Below are 24,174 nucleotides of genomic sequence, written 5' to 3' on the forward strand. Positions count from 1 at the left end.
AATGGCTTGCGCAAGGCGAGGCGTACGATGAGCAAAGAAGTACTGCTGGTTGTTGAATCGGTATCCAACGAAAAAGGTGTACCGCCCGGCGTCATTTTCGAAGCGCTGGAAGTGGCCCTGGCCACTGCAACCAAAAAACGTTTTGAGGACGAAGTCGACCTGCGTGTGGAAATCAACCGCCACACCGGTAGCTACGAGACCTTCCGTCGCTGGACCGTGGTTGACGAAGCCGATCTGGACGATCCGGCGATCGAGACCTGGTTGAGCAAGATCCACGAGACCCACCCGGATGCCAAGGTCGGTGACGTGATCGAGGAGAAGATCGAGTCGATCGAATTCGGCCGCATCGCCGCCCAGACCGCCAAACAGGTGATCGTGCAGAAGGTTCGCGAAGCCGAGCGCGCCCAGGTGGTCGACGCTTACCGTGAACGTGTTGGCGAGATTATCTCCGGCACGGTCAAGAAGGTGACCCGCGACAACGTCATCGTCGACCTGGGCAACAACGCCGAGGCGTTGCTGGCCCGTGAAGACATCATTCCACGTGAGACCTTCCGTGTCGGCGTGCGCCTGCGCGCACTGCTCAAGGAGATCCGCACCGAGAACCGCGGCCCGCAGCTGATCCTGTCGCGCACCGCGCCTCAGATGCTGATCGAGCTGTTCCGCATCGAAGTGCCGGAAATCGCCGAAGGCCTCATCGAAGTCATGGCCGCCTCCCGTGATCCGGGGTCGCGTGCCAAGATCGCCGTCCGCTCCAAGGACAAGCGCATCGACCCGCAAGGTGCCTGCATCGGCATGCGCGGTTCGCGCGTCCAGGCCGTATCCGGCGAGCTGGGCGGTGAGCGTGTGGATATCGTCCTGTGGGACGAGAACCCGGCGCAATTCGTCATCAACGCCATGTCGCCTGCCGAGGTTGCAGCGATCATCGTTGATGAGGACGCCCATGCGATGGACATCGCCGTTGCCGAAGACAACCTGGCCCAGGCCATTGGCCGTGGCGGTCAGAACGTTCGCCTGGCCAGTCAGCTGACCGGCTGGACCCTGAACGTGATGACCGAGAAGGATATCCAGGCCAAGCAGCAAGCAGAAACCGGCGACATCCTGCGCAACTTCATCGAGGAACTGGAAGTCGACGAGGAGCTGGCCCAAGTGCTGGTCGACGAAGGCTTTACCAGCCTCGAAGAAATTGCCTACGTACCGTTGGAAGAAATGCTCAACATCGATGGCTTTGACGAGGATATCGTCAATGAGCTGCGCGCTCGTGCCAAGGACCGTTTGTTGACCAAGGCCATCGCTACCGAAGAAAAACTGGCAGACGCCCACCCGGCCGACGACCTGCTCTCCCTCGAGGGCATGGATAAGGACCTGGCGGCGGAACTGGCGGTGCGCGGCGTGGTTAACCGCGAAGACCTGGCCGAGCAGTCGATTGACGATCTGCTCGACATCGACGGCATCGACGAAGAGCGTGCCGGCAAGTTGATCATGGCCGCCCGAGCCCACTGGTTCGAGTAATTAGGCGTGGCCTGAGGAGAGAAGTGCATGACGCAAGTCACGGTGAAAGAGCTGGCCCAAGAGGTCGAGGCACCGGTAGAGCGCCTGCTGCAGCAGATGCGTGAGGCAGGTCTGCCGCACACCGACGCCGGTCAGGTAGTGACCGACAATGAAAAGCAGGTTCTGCTGACTCATTTGAAGAGCAGCCACAAGAGCAAGGCGGAAGAGCCGCGCAAGATCACCTTGCAGCGCAAGACCACCAGCACCCTGCGTGTCGCCGGTAGCAAGAGCATCAGCGTAGAAGTACGCAAGAAGAAAGTATTCGTGCAGCGCAGCCCGGAAGAAATCCAGGCTGAGCAGAAGCGTGAGCTGGAAGAGCGCCGTGCAGCCGAAAACGCTGCTCGCGAAAAAGCCGACGCCGAAGCGCGCCAGCGCGCCGAAGAGCAGGCCCGTCGCCAGGCCGCCGAAGCCGCCTCTGCGGCGCCTGCGGCCAAGGCCGAGCCGGCTCCGGCGCCTGTCGCCGCACCGGTAGTGGCGGAGGCCCCAGTCTCCGAAGACGCAGCGGCCCGTGCCGCCGAGCGCAAGAAGGACGAGACCCGCCGCAACGAAAGCCGTACCCGTGACGACGACCGTCGTGGGGGTGGCGAGCGCCGTGGCGAAGCCCCGCGCGTTTCGATCAAGGTCAAGGTCAAGGAAAAGGAAAAAGCGCCTACGCCTCGCGCAGCGCCTCGTACCACCGACGAAGAGAGCGATGGTTTCCGTCGCGGTCGCGGTGGCAAGGGCAAGCCGAAGAAGCGCAACCAGCACGGCTTCCAGAACCCGACCGGTCCAGTCATCCGTGACGTGACCATCGGCGAGACCATCACGGTTTCGGAACTGGCACAGCAGATGTCGATCAAGGCCGCTGAAGTCGTCAAGTTCATGTTCAAGCTGGGTACCCCGGTCACCATCAACCAGGTGCTCGACCAGGAAACCGCTCAGCTGGTAGCCGAGGAACTGGGCCACAAGGTGACCCTGATCAGCGACACCGCCCTGGAAGACTCCCTGGCCGAATCGCTGAAGTTCGAAGGTGAAGTCGAGCCGCGTGCACCGGTCGTGACCGTCATGGGCCACGTCGACCACGGTAAGACCTCGCTGCTCGACTACATCCGTCGTGCCAAGGTTGCCGCTGGCGAGGCCGGTGGTATCACCCAGCACATCGGTGCCTACCACGTGGAAACCGACCGCGGCATGGTCACCTTCCTCGACACCCCAGGCCACGCCGCGTTCACCGCGATGCGTGCCCGTGGTGCCAAGGCCACCGACATCGTCATCCTGGTGGTGGCGGCGGACGACGGCGTGATGCCGCAGACCCGCGAAGCGGTACAGCACGCCAAGGCTGCCGGCGTTCCGCTGGTGGTCGCGGTGAACAAGATCGACAAGCCGGGTGCCGATATCGATCGCATCCGTAACGAGCTGGCCGTCGAAGGCGTGACCTCCGAGGACTGGGGTGGCGATACCCCGTTCGTCAAGGTCTCCGCGAAGATGGGTACCGGCGTCGACGAACTGCTCGAAGCCGTGCTGCTGCAGGCCGAGATCCTCGAGCTCACCGCTACCCCGACCGCTCCAGGTCGTGGTGTCGTGGTCGAGTCGCGCCTGGACAAGGGCCGTGGCCCGGTGGCGACCATCCTGGTTCAGGACGGTACCCTGCGTCAGGGCGACATGGTCCTGGTCGGCTCGAACTATGGCCGCGTGCGAGCCATGCTCGACGAGAACGGCAAACCTGTGAAGGAAGCCGGCCCGGCAATCCCGGTCGAGATCCTCGGCCTGGATGGCACGCCTGAAGCCGGTGACGAGATGTCCGTGGTCGCCGACGAGAAGAAGGCCCGCGAGGTCGCCCTGTTCCGTCAAGGCAAGTACCGCGAGGTCAAGCTGGCCCGTGCCCACGCCGGCAAGCTGGAAAACATCTTCGAGACCATGGGTCAGGAAGAGAAGAAGACCCTCAACATCGTCCTCAAGACCGATGTTCGCGGTTCCCTCGAAGCGCTGCAGGGCTCGCTCAGCGGCCTGGGCAACGACGAAGTGCAGGTCCGTGTGGTCGGTGGCGGTGTCGGTGGTATCACCGAAAGCGATGCCAACCTGGCCCTGGCGTCCAACGCGGTGCTGTTCGGCTTCAACGTGCGTGCCGATGCCGGTGCGCGCAAGATCGTCGAGCAGGAAGGTCTGGATATGCGTTACTACAACGTGATCTACGACATCATCGAAGACGTCAAGAAGGCACTGACCGGCATGCTCGGCAGCGATGTTCGCGAGAACATCCTGGGTGTCGCCGAAGTGCGTGACGTGTTCCGCTCGCCGAAGTTCGGCGCCATCGCCGGCTGCATGGTCATCGAAGGTACCGTGTACCGCAACCGTCCGATCCGCGTACTGCGCGAGGACGTGGTGATCTTCGAAGGCGAACTGGAATCGCTGCGTCGCTTCAAGGACGACGCCTCCGAAGTGCGTAATGGCATGGAGTGCGGTATCGGCGTCAAGAGCTACAACGACGTCAAGGTCGGCGACAAGATCGAAGTCTTCGAGAAAGTCCAGGTGGCTCGTACCCTGTAAGGGGCGAGCGTGGCGCAGGCCCCGCCCCAGGGCGGCTGGCAGCGCCTCTGAAGGTAGCGCCCGGTCAGGCTTGAGCCTGTCCGGGCGTTTGCCGCTTTAGTTACAGGTAGCAAGAATGGCAAAAGAATATAGCCGTACCCAACGCATCGGCGATCAGATGCAGCGTGAGCTGGCCGAGCTGATCCGTCGCGAAGTCAAGGATCCGCGAGTTGGCCTGGTGACCATCACCGCCGTGGATGTCAGCCGCGACCTGGGCCATGCCAAGGTCTTCATCACCGTCATGGGCCAGGACGGCACCGATGCCGTGCCGCAGACGCTCAAGGCGCTCAACAGCGCTGCGAGCTTCCTGCGCCTGCACCTGGGCCGTGTCATGCAACTGCGCAGCGTGCCACAGCTGCATTTCCACTTTGACGAAAGTGTCAGCCGGGGTGCCCACCTGTCGGCGCTGATCGAGCGTGCCGTGGCCGAGGATCGCCTGCACAAGGATGCCGACAAAGCGGACGCCGAGGAGTAATTGGTGGCCCAGGTCAAACGAATCCGCCGCAATGTCAGCGGCATCATCCTGCTGGACAAGCCGCTGGGGTTTACCTCCAATGCCGCCTTGCAGAAGGTCCGCTGGCTGCTCAATGCCGAAAAGGCCGGCCACACCGGTAGCCTCGACCCGCTGGCCACCGGCGTGCTGCCGTTGTGCTTCGGCGAAGCCACCAAGTTCTCCCAGTACCTGCTCGATTCCGACAAGGGCTACGAGACGGTCATGCAACTGGGGCAGACGACCAGCACCGGCGATGCCGAGGGCGAAGTCCTGCAGACCCGCGAGGTGACCGTTGGTCGTGCCGATATCGAGGCCGTGCTGCCACGCTTTCGTGGTCAAATCAGCCAGATTCCGCCGATGTACTCGGCCCTAAAGCGAGACGGCCAGCCGTTGTACAAACTGGCGCGTGCAGGAGAGGTAGTGGAGCGCGAGGCGCGTTCTGTTACTATTAGCCGCTTGGAGTTGCTCGAGTGCGAAGGCACCCGGGTTCGCCTGTCGGTCGGTTGCAGCAAAGGCACCTATATTCGCACCCTGGTGGAGGATATCGGTGAGGCGCTGGGCTGTGGTGCCTATGTCGCCGAATTGCGCCGTACCCAGGCTGGCCCGTTCGAGTTGGCCCAGACCGTGACCCTCGAGGCCCTTGAGCAGGCCCATGCAGACGGTGGCAACGAAGCGCTCGACCGCTTCCTCATGCCGTCCGACAGTGGGTTGCAGGAATGGCCGCTGGTGCGTCTCTCCGAGCACAGTGCGTTCTACTGGCTGCATGGCCAGGCGGTTCGCGCCCCGGATGCCCCGCAGTTCGGCATGGTCCGGGTACAGGATCACAATGAACGCTTCATCGGTATCGGTGAAGTGAGCGAAGACGGGCGTATTGCGCCGCGTCGACTGATTCGGTCGGAATGATCGAAATCGCAGGCCGAGGCCCCGGCCGAAACCTGCGGAACCGAGGGTGGCTGTTAATAGGCACGGTCACGCCTCTTCTCATTAATACAGGGACTTGTCCCTGGCCTATTGGAGACCGTTCGCGGGATCCGTTTATCAGGAGAAGCCAAATGGCCCTCAGCGTCGAAGAAAAAGCTCAGATCGTTGCCGAATACCAGCAAGCCGCCGGCGATACCGGTAGCCCGGAAGTGCAGGTTGCTCTGCTGACCGCCAACATCAACAAGCTGCAAGGCCACTTCAAGGCCAACGAAAAAGACCACCACTCCCGTCGTGGCCTGATCCGTATGGTCAACCAGCGTCGTAAGCTGCTGGACTACCTGAAGGGCAAAGACACCACTCGTTACAGCGCCCTGATCGGTCGCCTGGGCCTGCGTCGCTAATAGCGTCCTGGCCAGTGGTGTGCATGGCGTGTCGCATGTTTCGGGAATGCTGCCTGGCAGCATTCGCGTCAGGCACGCCACGCGTATCTCCGAGGTTGGCAGCCTGGCTGTGCTGAGCGGATTTTCCGCCCGGCGGCCAGGCTCCCAGCCTCGTGTTGTATCTGGACGGTCAATGGGGCCGATTCCCCGTTCTGCCCAAGAATTCGCAAGAACAAGTTCCCCCCAGAGCCACTGAAAAAGGTAGGAAACCGTGAACCCGGTAATCAAGACGTTCCAGTTCGGTCAGTCGACCGTTACTCTCGAGACAGGCCGTATCGCCCGTCAGGCCACCGGTGCTGTACTGGTCACCGTCGATAACGATGTCACCGTGCTGGTGACCGTGGTCGGTGCCAAGCAGGCCGATCCAGGCAAGGGTTTCTTCCCGCTGTCTGTCCACTACCAGGAAAAGACCTACGCCGCCGGCAAGATCCCGGGTGGCTTCTTCAAGCGTGAAGGCCGTCCTTCCGAAAAGGAAACCCTGACCTCGCGCCTGATCGACCGTCCGATCCGCCCGCTGTTCCCTGAAGGGTTCATGAACGAAGTGCAGGTCGTCTGCACCGTGGTTTCCACCAGCAAGAAGACCGACCCGGACATCGCTGCGATGATCGGTACCTCGGCTGCCCTGGCCATCTCTGGTATTCCGTTCGAAGGCCCGATCGGCGCTGCACGCGTCGCCTTCCATGAAAGCACCGGCTACCTGCTGAACCCCACCTACGAGCAACTGCAAGCGTCCAGCCTGGACATGGTCGTCGCCGGTACCGAGTCCGCCGTACTGATGGTCGAGTCCGAAGCCAAGGAACTGACCGAAGACCAGATGCTGGGCGCCGTGCTGTTCGCCCACGACGAGTTCCAGGCCGTGATCCAGGCCGTCAAGGAACTGGCTGCCGAAGCCGGCAAGCCGACCTGGGACTGGCAGGCACCTGCTGCCAACACCGAGCTGCTGAATCTGGTGCGTGCCGAGTTCGGCGAGGCCATCTCCCAAGCCTACACCATCACCCTGAAGGCCGACCGCTACAACCGTCTGGGCGAGCTGCGCGACCAGGCTGTTGCCCGCCTGTCCAACGAAGAGACCGGCCCGACCGCCGGCCAGATCAAGGACATCTTCGGCGAGCTGGAATACCGCACCGTCCGCGAAAACATCGTCAACGGCAAGCCGCGTATCGATGGCCGTGACACCCGCACTGTCCGCCCGCTGAACATCGAAGTCGGTGTTCTGCCCAAGACCCATGGTTCGGCCCTGTTCACCCGTGGCGAAACCCAGGCCCTGGTCGTCGCGACCCTGGGTACTGCCCGTGACGCCCAGCTGCTGGACACCCTCGAAGGCGAGAAGAAAGACGCCTTCATGCTGCACTACAACTTCCCACCGTTCTCGGTCGGCGAGTGCGGCCGCATGGGCGGTGCCGGCCGTCGTGAGATCGGCCACGGCCGTCTGGCCCGTCGTGGCGTCCAGGCCATGCTGCCGAGCGACGACGAGTTCCCGTACACCATCCGCGTGGTGTCGGAAATCACCGAATCCAACGGCTCCAGCTCCATGGCCTCGGTGTGCGGTGCTTCCCTGGCTCTGATGGACGCAGGTGTACCGATGAAGGCGCCGGTTGCCGGTATCGCCATGGGCCTGGTCAAGGAAGGCGACAAGTTCGCGGTCCTGACCGACATCCTGGGTGACGAAGACCACCTGGGCGACATGGACTTCAAGGTTGCCGGTACCGCCAAGGGCGTCACCGCGCTGCAGATGGACATCAAGATCAACGGCATCACCGAAGAGATCATGGAAATCGCCCTGGGCCAGGCCCTGGAAGCGCGCCTGAACATCCTCGGCCAGATGAACCAGATCATCGCCCAATCGCGCAGCGAGCTGTCGGCCAACGCCCCGACCATGCTGGCCATGAAGATCGACACCGACAAGATCCGTGACGTCATCGGCAAGGGCGGCGCCACCATCCGCGCCATCTGCGAGGAAACCAAGGCTTCGATCGACATCGAAGACGACGGCTCGATCAAGATCTTCGGCGAAACCAAGGAAGCCGCTGAAGCTGCCAAGCAGCGCATCCTGGGCATCACTGCCGAGGCCGAGATCGGCAAGATCTACGTGGGCAAGGTCGAGCGTATCGTCGACTTCGGCGCCTTCGTCAACATCCTGCCGGGCAAGGACGGCCTGGTGCACATCTCCATGCTCAGCAACGAGCGCGTGGAGAAGGTCACCGACGTTCTGAAGGAAGGCCAGGAAGTCGAAGTACTGGTACTGGACGTGGACAACCGCGGCCGTATCAAGCTGTCGATCAAGGACGTGGCGGCTGCCAAGGCCTCCGGCGTCTAAACGTCAGCGACAAAAGAAAGGGCCCTTCGGGGCTCTTTTTTTTTCGCCTCGATTTTTACTTTGCCCGCTTGCATCTTGCATGCAGGATTTTGCCCCGGGTTGCAAATTGCACGATGGCATTTGTTTGTCATCCATTTTAAGTAGTTAATTTTAAAGAGGTTGCTAATCTGGGAAAGCTGGCACAGCGCGTGCAATGGTATTCACACCTGCTGCCAGGAACGACGGCGCAGGCCTTTCGAACAACAGGAGTGACTCACATGAAGAAATTCGCCATTGCTGCCGCTACTGCCACCGCCTTGACCCTGACCATGGCTAATGCGGCATTCGCCCAGCAACCCGCCCAGCCAATGACGCTGGCGGCCGGTGAAATGACCAAGGCCAAGGAAGAAACCAAAGACACTTGGATCACCACCAAAGTGAAGGCCGACCTGATGACAGAGAAAGGCATCCCTGGCAGCGACATCAAGGTCGAGACCAACAAAGGCGTGGTCTCCTTGTCTTCCGACGTGGCCATTACCCAGTCGCAGAAAGAGCAGGCGATCGCCATCACCAAGAAGATCAAGGGTGTGCAGGCCGTATCCGCTGATGGCCTGAAAGCCGAATAAGGCATGTCCCGTCGGCCAAACGGAATTGGCCACCCCTTCGCACAAGGCCGTTTCTGTCTGCAGGAGCGGCCTTGTGTTGCGTCAAGGGCAGGGGCAGCGCCTGCGCTCACTCCCCGCCCAGGCGCACCGGGTTGAAGGCGATCACATCGCTCTCGAAGCATTCCTGTTCAAGGATCAACGGCTCGACCAGCGGCCTGCTGTCGCGGAAATGGGCCGTCTGGGTATGGGCCTCGTACGCTGCGTCATCACGGTAGATCTCGTAGAGATAGATCACCTCGGGATCGACACGGTCCTGGGACACATCGAACACCAGGCAGCCCGGCTCGTTGGCCACCGAAGCGGCGGCATTGACCTTGATGGCCGAAAGAAAGGCTTCGGCGCTACCGGGTTTTACACGGGTCTTGATGAACAAACTGTACACAGGGCGATCCTTTTGTTTTAAATTCGGCTTCAAATTGTATACATAATAGGAGCCGAGTCCATGTCCGATTTACCCGTCCGTCCTGGCCGCCTGAATGGCTTGCGCCATCTGGCCCTGCTGGTCCCGAATCTGGAGGAGTGCGAGCGTTTCTACGTCGACCTGCTCGGCATGGAGGTGCTGCACCGTGCCCATGAAGACCTGGTGTACCTGACTTGCGGTAACGATAACCTGTCCCTGGGGCGTGCCGCAGGCGCGGCCAATGGGTTACAGACCATGGACCACTACGGGTTCATCGTCGACAGCGTGGAAGAACTCGATGCCTGGTACGCCTATTTCAAAGCCCATGGCGTGACCCTGCTGGACCGCCCGTTCGACCACGGCGATGGAGCGCGCAGCTTCCATGTGCTCGACCCGGCAGGTAACAAGGTGCAGCCGCTGTATCACCCGGCGGTGTCCGGGCAGCGGTTGGTCTGAAGGAAAAGGACTGCCAATGAGATTCGCGGGTGAACCCGCTCTCATAGAACAACGCATGACCATTTGATTTGCTGCACCCTGTGGGAGCGGGCTTGATCTGGTCAGCTTGTCCGCGATTAGGCCGGGCCCGATATCACCGTCGCCTGGCAAGGGCTTCGCCCTTGATCGCGGGACAAGTCGGACCGCCGCACCGCCGCTCCCACAGGGGCAAGCATCGGCCGCTTGTTCTCTGCGCGACAGCGCAGCCCAAAGGGCTGGGTAATCTCCCACAGGGTTGCGCAAAATCCTGTGGGAGCGGGTTTACTCGCGAAAATGACACGCTTCTGGACGAGAAATGCCGCTGATCCCTACTCGGCATCCAGGTGCATTGGCGTAATGACCTGCCCATCGCTCTCGGCCTGCCCCAGGGTGGTATCGAGGAAATACACCCGGTCATCCTCCAGCTGGCCCTTGTCCACCAGGTAATCCTTGATGCTGCTGGCGCGCTCTTGGCCGAGGGTGCGCAGCAGTGCTGCGCTTTCGGCCCAGGACTTGATCACCGCATCGCGCAGCTTGACGGCACGCTCCTCGCGGCCGAGCTCTTTCCATTCGGCCGGAGGCTGCTGTTTGAGGCGATTGCGGTAGATGCCTTCGAGCATGGCCGGCTTGTCGCTGTCGTCGACCACCAGCATCGAAGCATTGGCCGGTACCTTGTCACCGCGGCGTTGGAGCATCTTGTACCAGGTGGCCTGGTATTCACGCTCCAGGCGTTGTTGGGCGATCAAGGGGCCGTCGCTGCTCTGGGCGCTGGTGCCTTCGATCTCCAGGCGCAGTTCCGGGCGTTCCTTGAGGGCCGCTGCGAGCTTGTCCAGGGCCGACTGGGCATCGCCGCTGAGCTCGCTGGAGCCGGGCGCGAATTTTACGGTGCCAAGGTCTTCCGAGCCGCCGCCGGCGATCAACCCTCCGATGAACTTGAACGGTGCCTGGGCCGCGCGCAGCACCAGGTTGCGCAGGGTCTGCCAGACAATCGGCATGACACTGAACTGAGGGTTGTTCAGGTCGCCTGAAACCGGCAGCTCGATGGAGATCTTGCCCTCGGTATCCTTGAGCAGCGCGACCGCCAGGCGAATCGGCAGGTCCACGGCATCGGGGCTGTCCACCTTCTCGCCCAGTTGCAACTGCTCGACCACCACTTTGTTCTCGGCCTTGAGCTGGCCGTTGGTGATCAGGTAGTGCAGGTCGAGGTTGAGCCGGCCCTTGCGGATGCGGAAGCCCGCGAACTTGCCGGAGTAGGGCGTCAGGGTGGTCAGCTCGACCCGCTTGAAGCTGGTGGCGATGTCCAGGCTCGCCAGAGGATTGAACGGGTTGAGCGCCCCTTTGATGGTGACCGGGGCGTAGCGGTCGACCTTGCCCTTGACGTCCACTTTGGCCGGTGCTGGCTTGCGGTTGTCGATGGTGCCGATCTGGCCGTTGAGCTGCTGCACCGCCGTGGCGAAGTTGGGCGTGAGGGTCAGGTCAGCGAAGTTGGCCGAACCATCGTTGATGTCGATCTGCCCGATACGAATGCCTAGCGGCTTTTCATTGCTCGCACTGGCCGGTTTGGCCTGGCCGCTGCTCGGTGTACCCGCCGGTTGGGGGATCAGCAGGTCGTCGACGTTGGTGGTGCGGTCTTCGTTGATGATGAAGCGTGCATAGGGCTGCAGCAGGCTCACCTTGTCGATCGACAGGGCGTCGCCATGAATGTAGGACAGGCCGCTCAGGTCCAGTTGCTGCCATTTGACGAAGTCCCGGTCCTTGATGGTGTCCAGGGTATGCAGCTGGCTGACCTGGGCCTTGCCGCCAACGGTGAAGGCCAACGGTTCGGTGCTCTTGAGGTCGACCTTGAGGTCACTGGCGAGCATGCCGCTGCGCAGTTCCAGGCGGATATAGGGGCTGATGTAGGCCTGGGCCACGCGCAGGTCGATGTCGCGGGTGCTGACTTCGAGCTTGGCCGTGACCGGGGCCAGGTTGACCTGGCCTGCCGCCTGCAGCTTGCCTTGCTTGCCCACGCCGGTGTCCAGCTTGAGCGTGAATGGCGACTGGTTGAGGCTGTCGAAATTCTGCAGGTCCAGGTTGAGCGGGCCGACATCCAGCGCCACCGGCTCCTTCTGGCTGCGGTCGGCCAGGTGGACCTGGTAGTTGCGCAGTTGTACATCCTTGAGCAGCACCTGCCAGGGCTTGCTCGGCGCCTTGGCGGCCTTTTCCTTGTCGCTCGGTTCGGCGGCGGCGGGCTCGGCCTTTTCCTTCGGGGTGGCCTTGGCCGGCTGGCTGGCGAACAGCTTCTGCCAGTCGAGCTGGCCATCCTGTTCCAAGGCGGCCCAGGTCTCCAGCTTTTCGCTGCGGACCTTGCCTACGATTACCTGCTGCCTGGCCAGGTCGATGGACGTCTCGCTGACATCCAGGCTGGCCAGGCGCGCCAGTTGGCGGCCATCAGGGGCCTTGATGGCGAACGGTGCGATGCGCAGCGAGGTCTTGTCCAGCAGCAGCTCGGTTTCCTTGGCGAGGTTGAGCTTGTAGTGGGTATCGAGGCTCACCACGCCATCTTCCAGCACCAGCGGGACGGCATCGCGTACATAGGGCCAGAAGGACTTCATTCGGCCTTCGGTGACCTTGAGGGTGCCTTCGGAGGCGATGGGGGCCAGGCTCAGGGTACCGTTCCAGTCGATGCGCCCGCCGTTGGGGCCGTTGGCCACCAAGGTCATGTCGGCGTTGTCGTCCGGCAGGGTGCTGAGGTTCTTCAGCTCCAGGTTCATGGAGTCGTAGAGGAACTCGATGGGCTCGCTGGGGCGCAGGTCTTGGAAATGCAGGTAGCCTTCGCTGAGCTTGATGCTGCCGATACGCAGCGGGAAGGGATCGCTGGGCGGCTCGTCGGGCTTGGGCTCGCTGGCCGGCAGCTTGAACAGCTGGGTCAGGTTCAGGCTGCCGTCCTTGGCGAACAGCACTTCGTTGCGTGGCTTGTCCAGCTCCACGGCATCCAGGTGCAGGGCCTTGGTCCACAGGCTGTCCAGCGAGAGGTTGGCGTACAGGCGTTCGAAGCCGACCTGTTCCTTGCCGGGCTCGCCGATCTGCAGGCCCCAGAGCGTCAGCTCCAGGCTGAAGGGGTTGAATTCGATGCGCTGCAAGTGCGCCGGCACCGTGGCGTATTGCGCCAGTTGCTGGTTGGCGATACGCAGGCCGACACCGGGGAGAATGAGAAAGCCAAGCAGGCTGTAAGAGGCAACGATGGCCAGCAAGGCGCCGAGGGCGCGAGTCAATCCTTTGGGCATGTAAGGCGTCATCTGTCTGAAGCGAGGTGCCTTGGAGTATGGCACGTTAAAACGGTTCCGACGAAACGACCAAAATACCTTACTCGATACCCATGCGTCGCCGCGCGCGATGCGCGGACCCGTCGCGCATGGCCCAGCGCAGCACGGGCGCGGTGCCTTTGATGCCCAGGCGGATCAGGCGCTGCTGCAGCGGGCCCTGGTGCAGGCCCAGCAGGCTGCGGCCCCAGTCGGGCAGCAGGTCGATGCCGGCATGGAGCATCAACTTGCCCACCGGCTCGGCCATGCGGCTGGGGGCGGGGGCGTCGAGCAGGATCTTCACCACTTCATGGCTGCGTGCATCGCACTGGAGCTGCGGGCGCATGCGCTGCAGGTAGTGCTCGACCTGCTGGCACGAGCGTGGCACCTCCCGGGCACCGAGGCGTTCGGCGATGAGGGCGATCTCGTCGTAGTAGGCATCCTGGTCGGCACATGACAGGCCGGGGTTGCGGTAGCGCAGGTGGGCGGCGAGGAAGCTGCTGACCTCGGCGACATGCACCCAGGTCAGCAGGTCCGGGTCGCTGGCCGCATAAGGGCGACCATCGGGCGCGGTGCCGACCACCTGCAGGTGAATGGTGCGGACCTTGTCGATCAGCCATTGGGCGTCGCGGGTCGAGCCGAAGGTGGTGCCGGAAATGAACTGGCTGGTGCGGCGCAGGCGGCCGAGCAGGTCGTGACGGAAGTTGGAGTGATCCCACACCCCGGCCAGCGCCAGGGGGTGCAGCAATTGCAGCATCAGGGCACTGATGCCGCCAACCAGCATGCTGGGGAAGTCGCCGTGCACCTGCCAACTGACGCTCTGCGGGCCGAACAGCCCTGGGTCACCCTTGGGCGACTCCAGGTCGAGCTGGCCGAGGGCCAGCCCGGTGAGGCTCATGACCTGGGTTTCGATACGGCGACGTAGGGCTTCCATGGCGGTCCTGCAGGCCGCCATGGCGGCCATCTACTGGTTGAGGCGTTTGTCGATCAGCCCCTGGACCACGCCTGGATCGGCCAGGGTCGATGTGTCGCCCAGGTTGTCCAGCTCGTTGCAGGCGATCTTGCGCAGTATACGCCGCATGATCTTGCCCGAGCGGGTCTTGGGCAGGGCCGGGGCCCACTGGATCAGTTCCGGCTTGGCGAAACTGCCGATCTCCTTGCTGACCAGGGCGAGCAGCTCGGCCTTGAGCGCGTCGTCCGGGGTAACACCGTTCATGGGCGTGATGAAGGCGTAAATGCCTTGACCCTTGAGGTCGTGAGGGTATCCCACCACGGCGGCCTCGGCGATGCTGTCGTGCAGCACCAATGCGCTTTCCACCTCGGCTGTGCCGATGCGGTGGCCGGAGACATTGATTACATCGTCCACGCGCCCGGTGATCCAGTAATCACCGTCTGCATCGCGACGGGCGCCGTCACCTGTGAAGTAGTAGCCAGGCATGGGTTTGAAATAGGTATCGACCATACGCTGGTGATCGCCATAGACGCTGCGGATCTGCCCAGGCCAGCTGGCCTTTATTGCCAGCAGGCCGGCACCTGGCCCATCGATCAGCTTGCCTTTCTCGTCCAGCAGCACCGGCTGCACGCCGAACATCGGCTGGGTAGCACAGCCTGGCTTGAGGTGTGTATTGCCGGGCAACGGGGTGAGCATGATGCCGCCGGTCTCGGTCTGCCACCAGGTATCGACGATGGGGCAGCGTTTCTGCCCGACTGCTTCGAAGTACCACTCCCAGGCTTCCGGGTTGATCGGCTCGCCCACGCTGCCCAGCAGGCGCAGGCTTTGCCGCGACGTGCCCTGCAGCGGCGCCTCGCCTTCGCGCATCAGGGCGCGCAAGGCCGTGGGGGCGGTATAGAAAATGTTCACCTGATGCTTGTCCACCACCTGCCAGAAGCGCGAGCTGTCCGGGTAGTTAGGCACGCCTTCGAACATCAGCGAGATCGCGCCGTTGGCCAGAGGGCCGTAGACGATATAGCTGTGCCCGGTGACCCAGCCGACATCGGCAGTGCACCAGAACACCTCGCCGTCACGATAATCGAACACCACCTCGAAGGTGAGGGCGGCCTGCAGCAGGTAGCCGGCGGTGGTGTGCAGCACGCCCTTGGGCTTGCCGGTGCTGCCGGAGGTATAGAGGATGAACAGCGGGTCTTCCGCGTCCATGGGCTCGGGAGGGCAGTCGTCACCGGCCTGTTCCGTCGCATCGTGGTACCACAGATCGCGACCTTCGCTCCAGGCGACGTCGGCCCGGGTGCGGCGTACCACCAGCACGCTGGCCACATTGGGGCAGCTTGCCAGGGCCTTGTCGACGTTCTGCTTCAGCGGGATGCGTTTGCCGCCGCGCACGCCCTCGTCGGCGGTGATCACCGTGCGGCAGTCGGCATCGAGGATGCGGTCACGCAGGGCATCGGGCGAAAAGCCGCCGAACACCACCGAATGAATGGCGCCGATGCGTGCGCAGGCGAGCATGGCATAGGCCGCCTCAGGGATCATGGGCATGTAGATGCACACCCGGTCGCCTTTCTTCACGCCCCGGGCCTTGAGGGCATTGGCCAGCCGGCAGACCTGGCGGTGCAGTTCGCGGTAACTGATCGCCTTGGCGTCCTTGGGATCGTCACCTTCCCAGAGCAGCGCGGTCTGGTCGCCTCGGGTGGCCAGGTGGCGGTCGATGCAGTTGTAGCTGACGTTGAGCTGGCCACCGTCGAACCAGCGCGCCGCGCCGGTACTCAGGTCGCATTGCTGCACCTGGCGCCAGGGCTTGATCCAGTCCAGGCGTTTGGCCTGCTCGGCCCAGAAACTGTCGGGGTCTTCGACCGACTGACGGTAGAGGCGGCGGTACTCGTCGGGGGAAAGGCGTGCGGACTGGCTGACGGCCAGGGCCTGGGGGTAGTCGCGGATATCGAACATGGCGGGTGGTCCTGCTCTTGTCGGGCGATGGACTGCACGACATCCCGATACGCAAGGCAATGACATGATCGCCGGCAGGATGAGGTGCAACGGCTATTCGATTGGACAGTGTAGCCCGCGAAGGTGTTCCGGGGAGCAATGGCCCAATCGCCGGCAAGCCGGCTCCCACAGGTGCGACTCTGCACGGGGCGATTGGGCCTGTTGGTTCAGCCGCGGTGGCGGCCGCGGAAGTAGTTGATCAGACCCTGGGTGGAGCCATCCTCGGCGCTGTCTTCCAGGCTGCCGACCAGGCGCTGGTATACACCCTTGCCCAGCTCCTTGCCCAATTCCACGCCCCACTGGTCGAAGGCATTGATACCCCAGACGACGCTCTGCACGAACACCTTGTGTTCGTACATGGCCACCAGCGCCCCGAGACGACGTGGGCTGATGCGCTCGACCACCAGGGTGTTGCTCGGGCGGTTGCCCGGGATCACCTTGTGCGGTGCGAGCTTCTCGATGTCCGCTTCGTTCAGGCCCTTGGCCCGCAACTCGGCTTCGGCCTCCACGCGGGTCTTGCCGAGCATCAGCGCCTGGCTCTGGGACAGGCAGTTGGCATACAGCCATTGATGGTGGTCGGCCACCGGGTTGAAGCTCACCACCGGCACGATGAAGTCGGCGGGAATCAGCTGGGTGCCCTGGTGCAGCAACTGGTGGTAGGCGTGCTGGCCGTTGCAGCCGACACCGCCCCAGATCACCGGGCCGGTTTCGGTCTTCACCGGGGTGCCGTCCTGCAACACGCTCTTGCCGTTGGACTCCATGTCCAATTGCTGCAAATGCTTGGTGATGTTGCGCAGGTAGTGGTCGTACGGCAGGATCGCGTGGCTCTGGGCGCCCCAGAAGTTGCCGTACCATACGCCCAGCAAGGCCAGCAGCACCGGCATGTTCTTCTCGAACGGGGTGTTCTGGAAGTGCTGGTCCATGGTGTAGGCACCGGACAGCAGTTCCTTGAAGTTGGCCGTGCCGATGGCCAGGGCGATCGGCAGGCCGATGGCCGACCACAGCGAGTAGCGCCCACCCACCCAGTCCCACATAGGGAAGATGTTCTCTTCGCGGATACCGAAGGCCACGGCAGCGGTCTTGTTGCTCGATACGGCGATGAAGTGGCGGTAGAGCTCGGCCTCGGAGCCGCCCTGGGCCAGGTACCAGGTGCGTGCGGCAGTGGCGTTCTTCAGGGTCTCGAGGGTGTTGAACGACTTCGACGAGACGATGAACAAGGTGGTCTCGGCGCGCAGCTTGGCCGACAGCTCGTGGAATTCGCTGCCGTCGATGTTCGCCAGGTAATGGCAGCGCACGCCGCGCTGGGCGTAGGGCAGCAGCGCCTCGGAGACCAGCTCCGGGCCCAGGAACGAGCCGCCGATGCCGATGTTCACCACGTCGGTGATCGGCTTTTCGCTGTAGCCGCGCCACAGGCCGTCGTGGATGCGGCCCACCAGCTCGGTGATCTGGTTGAGCACCTTGTGCACTTCGGGCATCACGTTGACGCCATTGACGCTGAGCTTGTCGCCTACTGGGCGGCGCAGGGCGGTGTGCAGTACCGGGCGACCTTCGGAGGCGTTGATGATCTCGCCGCTGAACATCGCTTTGATCGCGTCCGCCAGGCCCACTTCATTGGCCAGGTCCACCAGCAGGTCACGGGTCTGCTCGGTGATCAAGTTCTTCGAGTAGTCGAGGAACAGGCCGCAACTGCTGAGGGAAAACTGGTCGAAGCGCTTGGGATCGGCTGCGAAGGCTTCGCGCATGCTGAAACCTTGCATGGCGTCGCGGTGTTGCTGGAGCGCCTGCCAGGCGGGCAGCGCCGTCACATCGTGGGGAGTACGGTAATACGCCATTGCGGATGCTTTCCTTGGTGCGTGGTCTGGCCTTGGACATCAGGCCGTGGCTGCCAGTTGCAGGCCGGCCCTCATTATAGGCATTGGTGGCGCGGGGGGAATGGGGGGCGGAGGCGCCATGTGCGCCTTTCGCGATACAAGGCCGCGGCGCGATCTCTTGTGGGAGCGGCGGTGATATCGGGCCGGGCCGAATCGCGGGGCAAGCCCGCTCCCACATGATGTCGGGCGTTATGCGGTCTTTTCGTCCAGATGCACGTACAGGTTGTCGATCAACCGCGTCGTGCCCATGTACGCGGCGGCCAGCACCACCACATCACGGTCGTCGACCATTGCCGGGCGCAAAGTCAGGGCATGGCGCACTTCCAGGTAGTCCGGGCGGAACCCGGCAGCCACCAGCTGAGCCTGGCCATCGGCGATCAACGCAGGAAAATCACGCTGGCCCCTGCGGATGGCCTCGGCCATGGCGCTCAAGGTACGGTACAGCGCAGGCGCGGCGGCACGTTGCTCTGGGCTCAGGTAACCGTTGCGCGACGACAGTGCCAGGCCGTCTTCGGCACGCACGGTAGGCTCGCCGATGATCTGGATCGGCATGTTCAGGTCACGCACCATGGCGCGGATCACCGCCAGTTGCTGATAGTCCTTCTCGCCGAACACGGCGAGGTCCGGCTGGACCATGTTGAACAATTTGCTGACCACCGTGGCCACGCCTTCGAAGTGGCCGGGCCGGCTGGCGCCGCACAGGCCTTCGGACAGTTGCGGCACGCTGACACGGGTCTGTACTGCCATGCCGTCGGGGTACATTTCCTCCACGCCCGGAGCGAACAGCAGGTGGCAGCCGGCCTGGAGCAGGCGCTCCTGGTCGGCTGCCAGGGTACGCGGGTACTTGTCCAAGTCTTCGCCGGCGCCAAACTGCAGCGGGTTGACGAAGATGCTGGCGACCACGAAGTCGGCGCGTTGGGCCGCCTTGGTTACCAGGGCGGCATGGCCGCTGTGCAGGTTGCCCATGGTCGGCACGAAGCCGATCCGCTTGCCTTCGCCGCGGGCGCGCGCCACGGCGGCGCGCAGTTCTCGGACGGTCTTGACTGTATTCATGCACTGAACCCGTGTTCGCTGCCTGGGAAGCTGACGTCCTTGACCGCCGCGACATAGGCGGCAAGGGCGCTGTGGATGTCCGGCTGGCCGGTCATGAAGTTCTTCACGAACTTCGGCACGCGGCCGCTCAGGGAAAGGCCGAGCATGTCGTGCAATACCAGCACCTGCCCGTCGGTGGCGCTGCCGGCGCCGATGCCGATGACCGGAATGCTCACGGCCTGGGTGATTTCCGCCGCCAGCTCGCTGGGTACGCATTCGAGCAGGAGCATGGCCGCGCCGGCCTGTTCCAGGGCGATGGCGTCGGCGCGCATCTGCCGCGCCTGGGCTTCCTGGCGGCCCTGGACCTTGTAGCCGCCCAAGACGTTGACCGACTGTGGCGTCAGGCCCATGTGCGCGCACACAGGCACGCCGCGCTCGGCCAGCAGGCGGATGGTTTCGGCCAGCCAGGCGGCACCCTCGAGCTTGATCATGTGGGCGCCGGCTTGCATCAGGGTGGCGCAGTTGGCGAAGGCCTGTTCGGGTGTAGCGTGGGCCATGAAGGGCAGGTCGGCGAGGATCAGCGCCCCGCTGTTGCCGCGCTTCACACAGGCGGTGTGGTAGGCCATCTCGGCGGTCGTCACCGGCAGGGTGCTGTCATGGCCCTGCAGGACCATGCCCAGGGAGTCACCCACCAACAGTATTTCCACGCCGGCCTCGCTGGCGGCCTTGGCGAAGGTCGCGTCGTAGCAGGTCAGCATGGCGATTTTCTCACCCTTGGCCTTGAGGCCGTGCAGAGTGGTCAGGGTTACTTCAGGCATGTAGGAAATCCTCGTTCAGGCGCTGTGAAAAACGACTGCGTACAACGCGTGTAATCATCTTTCGGAGCGGCACATCATCGCGCGTGATGTTTGGGCACAGGTCCGTCCGAGCCTAAATCGGTCAATGAGGCGGCACTTTAGTGCCACGGGACGCCTATAGTCGTGAGCGAGGGGGGGGAAGTCAATCACCCTGTTACCGCATTGTTACGATCAGGGTGTTACTGGCGTTACCGATGGCCGGAACGCCCGATTTACAGGCGTTCCAGGCCCACGAAGGGGCAGGCTTCGAGCAGTTGCGCCAGGCTGCGGCCGTCGGCAAGGCGAAAGTCGGCGGGCACCAGTTCGGCCAACGGGTAGAGCACGAACGGACGGGCTTGCATGTGATAGTGCGGCACTTTCAGGCGCGGCACGTCGATCACTTCTTCGCCGAACAACAGGATATCCAGGTCGAGGGTGCGCGGGCCCCAGCGTTCCTTGCGTACCCGGCCCTGGTCGTTCTCGATGCCTTGCAGGGCATCGAGCAGGTCCAGCGGCGCGAGGCCGGTGTCGAGGGCCGCTACCGCGTTGGTGTAGCGCGGCTGGCCGGGCAGCAGCGAGTCGCTGGTGTACAGCGCCGAGGCCGCGGCAAGGCGGGTGTCAGCGATCTGGTCCAGCGCCTGCAGGGCGCTGCGCAGCTGGTCGGCGGGGGCATCGAGGTTGCTGCCCAGGCCGATATAGGCGCGCACCGTCATGCTCAGTCCCAGGCCTCGTCATTACTGCGCTTGCGTTTGCTGCCACTGCGCTTGCGCTTGCGTGGAGCGGCGCCGGAGGCGTCGTCGCGGCTGCCCAGCTCACGGATCATTTCGCGCCGCTCGCTGTCGTTGGCGTCCTGGTAGTCGGTCCACCATTGGCCCAGCTCATCGGTTTCCTCGCCGGCGCTTTCGCGCAACAGCAGGAAGTCGTAGCCGGCGCGGAAGCGCGGGTTGTCGAGCATCACGTCGGCACGCTTGCCGCTGCGGCGTGGCAGGCGTTCCTGCATGTCCCAGATTTCGCGGATCGGCAGGGTGAAGCGCTTGGGTATGGCGATGCGCTGGCATTGCTCGGCGATCAGGTCGTGGGCTGCGCCGTTCATGGCCGGAATCGGCGGTACTCCCTGGCTTTGCAGGTACAGGACGCGACCGGGCAGTGCTGGCCAGAGCAGGGCGGCGAACAGAAACGCCGGCGTTACCGGCTTGCCCTGCTTGACGCGCAGGTCCGTGTTGGCCAAGGCCTGGCTGATCAGGGTATGGGTGTAGGTCGGGCGTTCTTCCAGCGCGTGGGCGCTGGCTGGGAACAGTGGGTCGAACAGTTGCAGGTCGACCAGCATTTCGAAGGTGATAGCGCCCTGGCCAGAGAGGAACAGCTTGAGGCTTTCCTCGAACAGGCGCGCGGGCGGGATTTCGCGCAGCAGCGGTGCCAGTTCGCGAATCGGCTGCACGGTGTGCTTTTCGATACCGAAGTCGAGCTTGGCGGCGAAACGCACGGCCCGCAGCATGCGCACAGGGTCTTCCTGATAGCGCTGGGTCGGGTCGCCGATCAGGCGCAGCAGACGGTTGCGAATGTCATGCACGCCATTGGCGTAGTCGAGGACGCGCTCGCTGACCGGGTCGTAGTACAGGGCATTGATGGTGAAGTCACGACGCTGCGCGTCGTCCTCCAGCGTGCCGTATACGTTGTCGCGCAGGATGCGCCCGCTGGCGTTGTGCGACGAACGGTGGCTGTCGCCTTGGTCTTCTTCGGAATGGTGGGCACGGAAGGTCGCGACTTCGATGATCTCGCGGCCGAAGTGTACATGGACCAGCTTGAAGCGCCGGCCGATGATCCGGGCATTGCGGAACTCGGCGCGCACTTGTTCGGGGGTGGCGCTGGTGGCGACATCGAAGTCCTTTGGGGTGATACCCAAAAGCAGGTCGCGCACGCAGCCACCGACCAGATAGGCCTGGTAGCCGGCGCCCTGCAGGCGCTCGACGATGCTCACCGCGTGGCGACTGAACTGGCTGCGCTGCAGCGAGTGCTGGCTCTTGTTGATCACTTCAGGCGTGGTGCGCCTGTGGTGTTGGCCACGAAGGGGAGGGCGGAACGACTGGAACAGCTTCTTCAGCATGGGATGCACTGTTTGAAGGAATGTTCGGCCAAGAATAGGAGAATGGCCGCATGATGGGCGGGGATTCTAGCATTTACTCTGGGAATGGTGTAGGCGGTACGCCCAGGTGTCGCTGCGGGGGGTAGAAACGACATGGGGAGCCGAAGCTCCCCAGGAAAGTCGTTGCGTGCTCTTATTGTTTTTCTGCCGGGCTTCTTGTTTTTGTTGAATGCCCTGCCCACAAATCTCGAAGCTTGTGGACGACCCCCAACCCGGGGGTGAAGAGCAAACGGATTGCTTTGGTCGCTGATGTTATGCTGATCAACCGATCCAACCAGTTCAGGCGCTGCTTTTTAGTGCAGTTTTTATTGTTCTCTGCCTGGTTGTGGGGCAAGCCCCAAACACAACTCCTCTCCAAAAGAATCAGTTAGCTGCGCCTCCGCCGTCTTGTTTTTATTGTGCGTGAGCCGTTTCGTCTTGTTCTTATTCTGGATTGCAGTGCTTGTTATTGTTCTTGTACCAAAGATATAGCAGGTGCCGTGCCAACTTTTCAAAAGCCAGCAAAATCAGGGGTTTGAGAGGTGTGTACAGGATCTGGAAGGCAGGAAATGTGGAAATTTCGTTACCGTACGCCTCGGTGGATGTTACGGCTGGGCAGGTTGGGTAACAGATTTCGGCGCAGGAGGGAGCCCTTGCCCATGCCCATGCCCATGCCCTTGCGGCAGCAGGGCCGCCCAATCGCGGGACAAGCCCGCTCCCACAGGGGCCGTCGGGCACAACAATCCTTGTGGGAGCGGGCTTGTCCCGCGATTGCGGTATCGAGAACGAGCAGAGAAAGAGGCGGGAAGCTGTGTTCCCGCCCAGGAAGGATCAGTTATCGCTGGTGGCGTTGCTCTTGCGCCGTGGAATGCCCAGGCGCTGGCGGCGCTCCCACAGGCATTTGCGGCTGACGCCGAGCTTGCGGGCCAGTTCGGTCTCGGTCATGTGGTCCTGGTGCTCGAGGACGAAGTGCTGGAAGTAGTCCTCCAGGGAGAGGTCCTCGGTCGGCTCATGGCTCGCATTGTTGGCGTTGGCGCCCGGGGCGGCTGGCGCGATATCGAAGGCTTCTTCGTCTTCCAGGCCGCTCAGCTCGATGTCGATGCCCAGCAGATCTGCGGAAATTTCCGAGCTCTCGCTGAGAATCACCGCGCGCTCCACGGCGTTTTCCAGCTCGCGCACGTTACCCGGCCAACTGTAATGGCGGATGGCTTGCTCTGCTTCGGTGGAGAAGTGCAGGTCGTCACGACCGATACGGGCGCTCTGCCGGGCCAGGAAGGCGTCGGCGATTTCATTGACGTCGCTGCCGCGTTCGCGCAGGGCCGGAAGCTTCAGCGCAATGACATGCAGGCGGTAATAAAGGTCTTCGCGGAACTGGCCGGCCTTGGCCAGGTTCTTCAGGTCCCGGTGGGTCGCGGCGATCAAGCGCACGTCGACCTTCTGCGACTGCACCGAGCCGACCCGGCGGATTTCGCCCTCCTGCAACACGCGCAGCAGGCGGGCCTGGGCTTCCAGTGGCAATTCACCGATTTCGTCGAGGAACAGGGTGCCGCCGTCGGCCGCTTCGACAAGGCCCGCACGGCCAGCGCTGGCGCCGGTGAAGGCACCCTTCTCGTGGCCGAACAGTTCCGACTCGATCAGGGTTTCCGGAATGGCCGCGCAGTTCACCGAGATCATCGGGGCCTTGGCCCGACGCGACAGGTTGTGCAGGGCGCGGGCGACCAGCTCCTTACCGGTACCGGACTCGCCCTGAATCAGCACATTGGAGTCGGTGGGCGCGACCTTGCGGATCTTGCTGAACATGTCCTGCATGGGTGGGCACGAGCCGATGATGCCGATCTCGCCGGTAGCCGGGGCAGGGCTGCCCTTGTCGGAGACGACGGGCTTGCCGTTGGCCCGAGGCTCGGTGCCGCCGATGGCCGCGGCAGGTGCCGGGGCGTTTTGCCGGTCGCGCAGGATGCGCGCCACCGCCTGGAGCATCTCGTCATGGTCGAAAGGCTTGGCGATGTAGTCCACCGCGCCCATCTTCATGGAGTCGACCGCCGAACGCAGGCTGGCGTAGCTGGTCATGATCAGTACCGGCGTGCCCTGGCCGAGCTTGATCAGCTCGGTGCCCGGGGCGCCGGGCAGGCGCAAGTCGCTGACGATCAGGTCGAAGGTGGCAATGCTGAAGCGTTCCTGGGCTTCCTGCACCGAGCCGGCTTCGCTGACCTGGTACTGGTTCCGCTCGAGCAGTCGACGCAAGGCCGAGCGGATGATGGTTTCGTCTTCGACGATCAGAATGTGCGGCATTGA

Annotated in this window: 18 protein-coding genes; 8 read left to right on the forward strand and 10 right to left on the reverse strand. The window is 63.2% G+C overall.

The window, feature by feature from the left end; all coding sequences use genetic code 11:
* Positions 1–27 precede the first annotated feature (27 nt).
* The 7 genes from nusA to ACXHGZ_RS02050 all read left to right on the forward strand — a co-directional run bounded on the left by nusA (position 28) and on the right by ACXHGZ_RS02050 (position 8,889).
* Positions 28–1,509 carry a transcription termination factor NusA gene (gene nusA, locus ACXHGZ_RS02020; protein WP_070092245.1) on the forward strand — a complete coding sequence of 494 codons (1,482 nt, stop codon included), beginning with the start codon at positions 28–30 and terminating at the stop codon, positions 1,507–1,509.
* Between the two features lie 27 nt (positions 1,510–1,536).
* The gene (infB, locus tag ACXHGZ_RS02025; protein WP_480462129.1) at positions 1,537–4,074 is read left to right on the forward strand and encodes a translation initiation factor IF-2; all 2,538 of its coding nucleotides are present in this window, start codon (positions 1,537–1,539) and stop codon (positions 4,072–4,074) included.
* A 115-nt stretch (positions 4,075–4,189) separates the two neighbouring features.
* Positions 4,190–4,588 carry a 30S ribosome-binding factor RbfA gene (gene rbfA / locus ACXHGZ_RS02030; RefSeq protein ID WP_224457887.1) on the forward strand — a complete coding sequence of 133 codons (399 nt, stop codon included), beginning with the start codon at positions 4,190–4,192 and terminating at the stop codon, positions 4,586–4,588.
* A gap of 3 nt (positions 4,589–4,591) precedes the next feature.
* Positions 4,592–5,509: a tRNA pseudouridine(55) synthase TruB gene (truB, locus tag ACXHGZ_RS02035; RefSeq protein ID WP_480462131.1), complete on the forward strand. Its 918-nt coding sequence runs from the start codon at positions 4,592–4,594 to the stop codon at positions 5,507–5,509.
* Positions 5,510–5,658: 149 nt separating this feature from the next.
* Entirely contained in the window at positions 5,659–5,928 is a 270-nt protein-coding gene (gene rpsO, locus ACXHGZ_RS02040) for a 30S ribosomal protein S15 (RefSeq protein WP_011532144.1), read from the forward strand.
* Positions 5,929–6,178: 250 nt separating this feature from the next.
* The gene (pnp, locus tag ACXHGZ_RS02045; protein ID WP_084855473.1) at positions 6,179–8,284 is read left to right on the forward strand and encodes a polyribonucleotide nucleotidyltransferase; all 2,106 of its coding nucleotides are present in this window, start codon (positions 6,179–6,181) and stop codon (positions 8,282–8,284) included.
* Positions 8,285–8,541: 257 nt separating this feature from the next.
* The gene (locus ACXHGZ_RS02050; RefSeq protein WP_084855472.1) at positions 8,542–8,889 is read left to right on the forward strand and encodes a BON domain-containing protein; all 348 of its coding nucleotides are present in this window, start codon (positions 8,542–8,544) and stop codon (positions 8,887–8,889) included.
* A 106-nt stretch (positions 8,890–8,995) separates the two neighbouring features.
* Here the strand turns inward: ACXHGZ_RS02050 and ACXHGZ_RS02055 are convergent, their stop codons facing one another.
* Positions 8,996–9,310 (reverse strand): heme-binding protein, encoded by a 315-nt coding sequence (locus tag ACXHGZ_RS02055; RefSeq protein ID WP_084855471.1) that lies wholly within the window; start codon positions 9,308–9,310, stop codon positions 8,996–8,998.
* A 60-nt stretch (positions 9,311–9,370) separates the two neighbouring features.
* On the opposite strand from ACXHGZ_RS02055, the gene ACXHGZ_RS02060 reads away from it, so the two are divergent.
* Positions 9,371–9,784 carry a VOC family protein gene (locus ACXHGZ_RS02060; RefSeq protein WP_084855470.1) on the forward strand — a complete coding sequence of 138 codons (414 nt, stop codon included), beginning with the start codon at positions 9,371–9,373 and terminating at the stop codon, positions 9,782–9,784.
* Positions 9,785–10,131: 347 nt separating this feature from the next.
* Here ACXHGZ_RS02060 and ACXHGZ_RS02065 read toward each other — a convergent pair whose 3' ends face one another.
* From ACXHGZ_RS02065 to ACXHGZ_RS02105, 9 genes are all read right to left on the reverse strand, one after another.
* Complete coding sequence (locus ACXHGZ_RS02065; RefSeq protein WP_480462134.1) at positions 10,132–13,068, reverse strand: DUF748 domain-containing protein; 2,937 nt, start codon at positions 13,066–13,068, stop codon at positions 10,132–10,134.
* A gap of 79 nt (positions 13,069–13,147) precedes the next feature.
* Positions 13,148–14,017, reverse strand: a complete 870-nt coding sequence (locus ACXHGZ_RS02070; RefSeq protein ID WP_480462136.1) for an oxygenase MpaB family protein — start codon at positions 14,015–14,017, stop codon at positions 13,148–13,150.
* Between the two features lie 30 nt (positions 14,018–14,047).
* Positions 14,048–15,982, reverse strand: coding sequence for an acetate--CoA ligase (gene acs, locus ACXHGZ_RS02075; RefSeq protein ID WP_480462138.1), 1,935 nt, complete (start codon positions 15,980–15,982; stop codon positions 14,048–14,050).
* Between the two features lie 206 nt (positions 15,983–16,188).
* On the reverse strand, positions 16,189–17,853 hold the full coding sequence (pgi, locus tag ACXHGZ_RS02080) for a glucose-6-phosphate isomerase (RefSeq protein WP_480462140.1): 1,665 nt from the start codon (positions 17,851–17,853) through the stop codon (positions 16,189–16,191).
* Between the two features lie 228 nt (positions 17,854–18,081).
* Positions 18,082–18,945: a pantoate--beta-alanine ligase gene (gene panC / locus ACXHGZ_RS02085; protein ID WP_084855466.1), complete on the reverse strand. Its 864-nt coding sequence runs from the start codon at positions 18,943–18,945 to the stop codon at positions 18,082–18,084.
* Positions 18,942–19,742 (reverse strand): 3-methyl-2-oxobutanoate hydroxymethyltransferase, encoded by an 801-nt coding sequence (gene panB, locus ACXHGZ_RS02090; RefSeq protein ID WP_084855465.1) that lies wholly within the window; start codon positions 19,740–19,742, stop codon positions 18,942–18,944. The genes panC and panB overlap by 4 nt, the downstream gene beginning before the upstream one ends.
* A 251-nt stretch (positions 19,743–19,993) precedes the next feature.
* Positions 19,994–20,473 (reverse strand): 2-amino-4-hydroxy-6-hydroxymethyldihydropteridine diphosphokinase, encoded by a 480-nt coding sequence (gene folK, locus ACXHGZ_RS02095; protein ID WP_084855464.1) that lies wholly within the window; start codon positions 20,471–20,473, stop codon positions 19,994–19,996.
* Between the two features lie 2 nt (positions 20,474–20,475).
* On the reverse strand, positions 20,476–21,864 hold the full coding sequence (locus tag ACXHGZ_RS02100) for a polynucleotide adenylyltransferase PcnB (protein ID WP_084855463.1): 1,389 nt from the start codon (positions 21,862–21,864) through the stop codon (positions 20,476–20,478).
* A gap of 849 nt (positions 21,865–22,713) precedes the next feature.
* Positions 22,714–24,171, reverse strand: a complete 1,458-nt coding sequence (locus tag ACXHGZ_RS02105) for a sigma-54-dependent transcriptional regulator (RefSeq protein WP_480462143.1) — start codon at positions 24,169–24,171, stop codon at positions 22,714–22,716.
* Positions 24,172–24,174 lie beyond the last annotated feature (3 nt).

Source organism: Pseudomonas shiyinii (genome assembly GCF_056725765.1).

Coding starts and splice junctions, on each gene's coding strand:
- nusA (WP_070092245.1), top strand. CDS start 28: ATGAGCAAAGAAGTACTGCTGGTTGTTGAATCGGTATCCAACGAAAAA.
- infB (WP_480462129.1), top strand. CDS start 1,537: ATGACGCAAGTCACGGTGAAAGAGCTGGCCCAAGAGGTCGAGGCACCG.
- rbfA (WP_224457887.1), top strand. CDS start 4,190: ATGGCAAAAGAATATAGCCGTACCCAACGCATCGGCGATCAGATGCAG.
- rpsO (WP_011532144.1), top strand. CDS start 5,659: ATGGCCCTCAGCGTCGAAGAAAAAGCTCAGATCGTTGCCGAATACCAG.
- ACXHGZ_RS02050 (WP_084855472.1), top strand. CDS start 8,542: ATGAAGAAATTCGCCATTGCTGCCGCTACTGCCACCGCCTTGACCCTG.
- ACXHGZ_RS02060 (WP_084855470.1), top strand. CDS start 9,371: ATGTCCGATTTACCCGTCCGTCCTGGCCGCCTGAATGGCTTGCGCCAT.
- ACXHGZ_RS02065 (WP_480462134.1), bottom strand. CDS start 13,068: ATGCCCAAAGGATTGACTCGCGCCCTCGGCGCCTTGCTGGCCATCGTT.
- ACXHGZ_RS02070 (WP_480462136.1), bottom strand. CDS start 14,017: ATGGAAGCCCTACGTCGCCGTATCGAAACCCAGGTCATGAGCCTCACC.
- acs (WP_480462138.1), bottom strand. CDS start 15,982: ATGTTCGATATCCGCGACTACCCCCAGGCCCTGGCCGTCAGCCAGTCC.
- pgi (WP_480462140.1), bottom strand. CDS start 17,853: ATGGCGTATTACCGTACTCCCCACGATGTGACGGCGCTGCCCGCCTGG.
- panC (WP_084855466.1), bottom strand. CDS start 18,945: ATGAATACAGTCAAGACCGTCCGAGAACTGCGCGCCGCCGTGGCGCGC.
- panB (WP_084855465.1), bottom strand. CDS start 19,742: ATGCCTGAAGTAACCCTGACCACTCTGCACGGCCTCAAGGCCAAGGGT.
- folK (WP_084855464.1), bottom strand. CDS start 20,473: ATGACGGTGCGCGCCTATATCGGCCTGGGCAGCAACCTCGATGCCCCC.
- ACXHGZ_RS02100 (WP_084855463.1), bottom strand. CDS start 21,864: ATGCTGAAGAAGCTGTTCCAGTCGTTCCGCCCTCCCCTTCGTGGCCAA.
- ACXHGZ_RS02105 (WP_480462143.1), bottom strand. CDS start 24,171: ATGCCGCACATTCTGATCGTCGAAGACGAAACCATCATCCGCTCGGCC.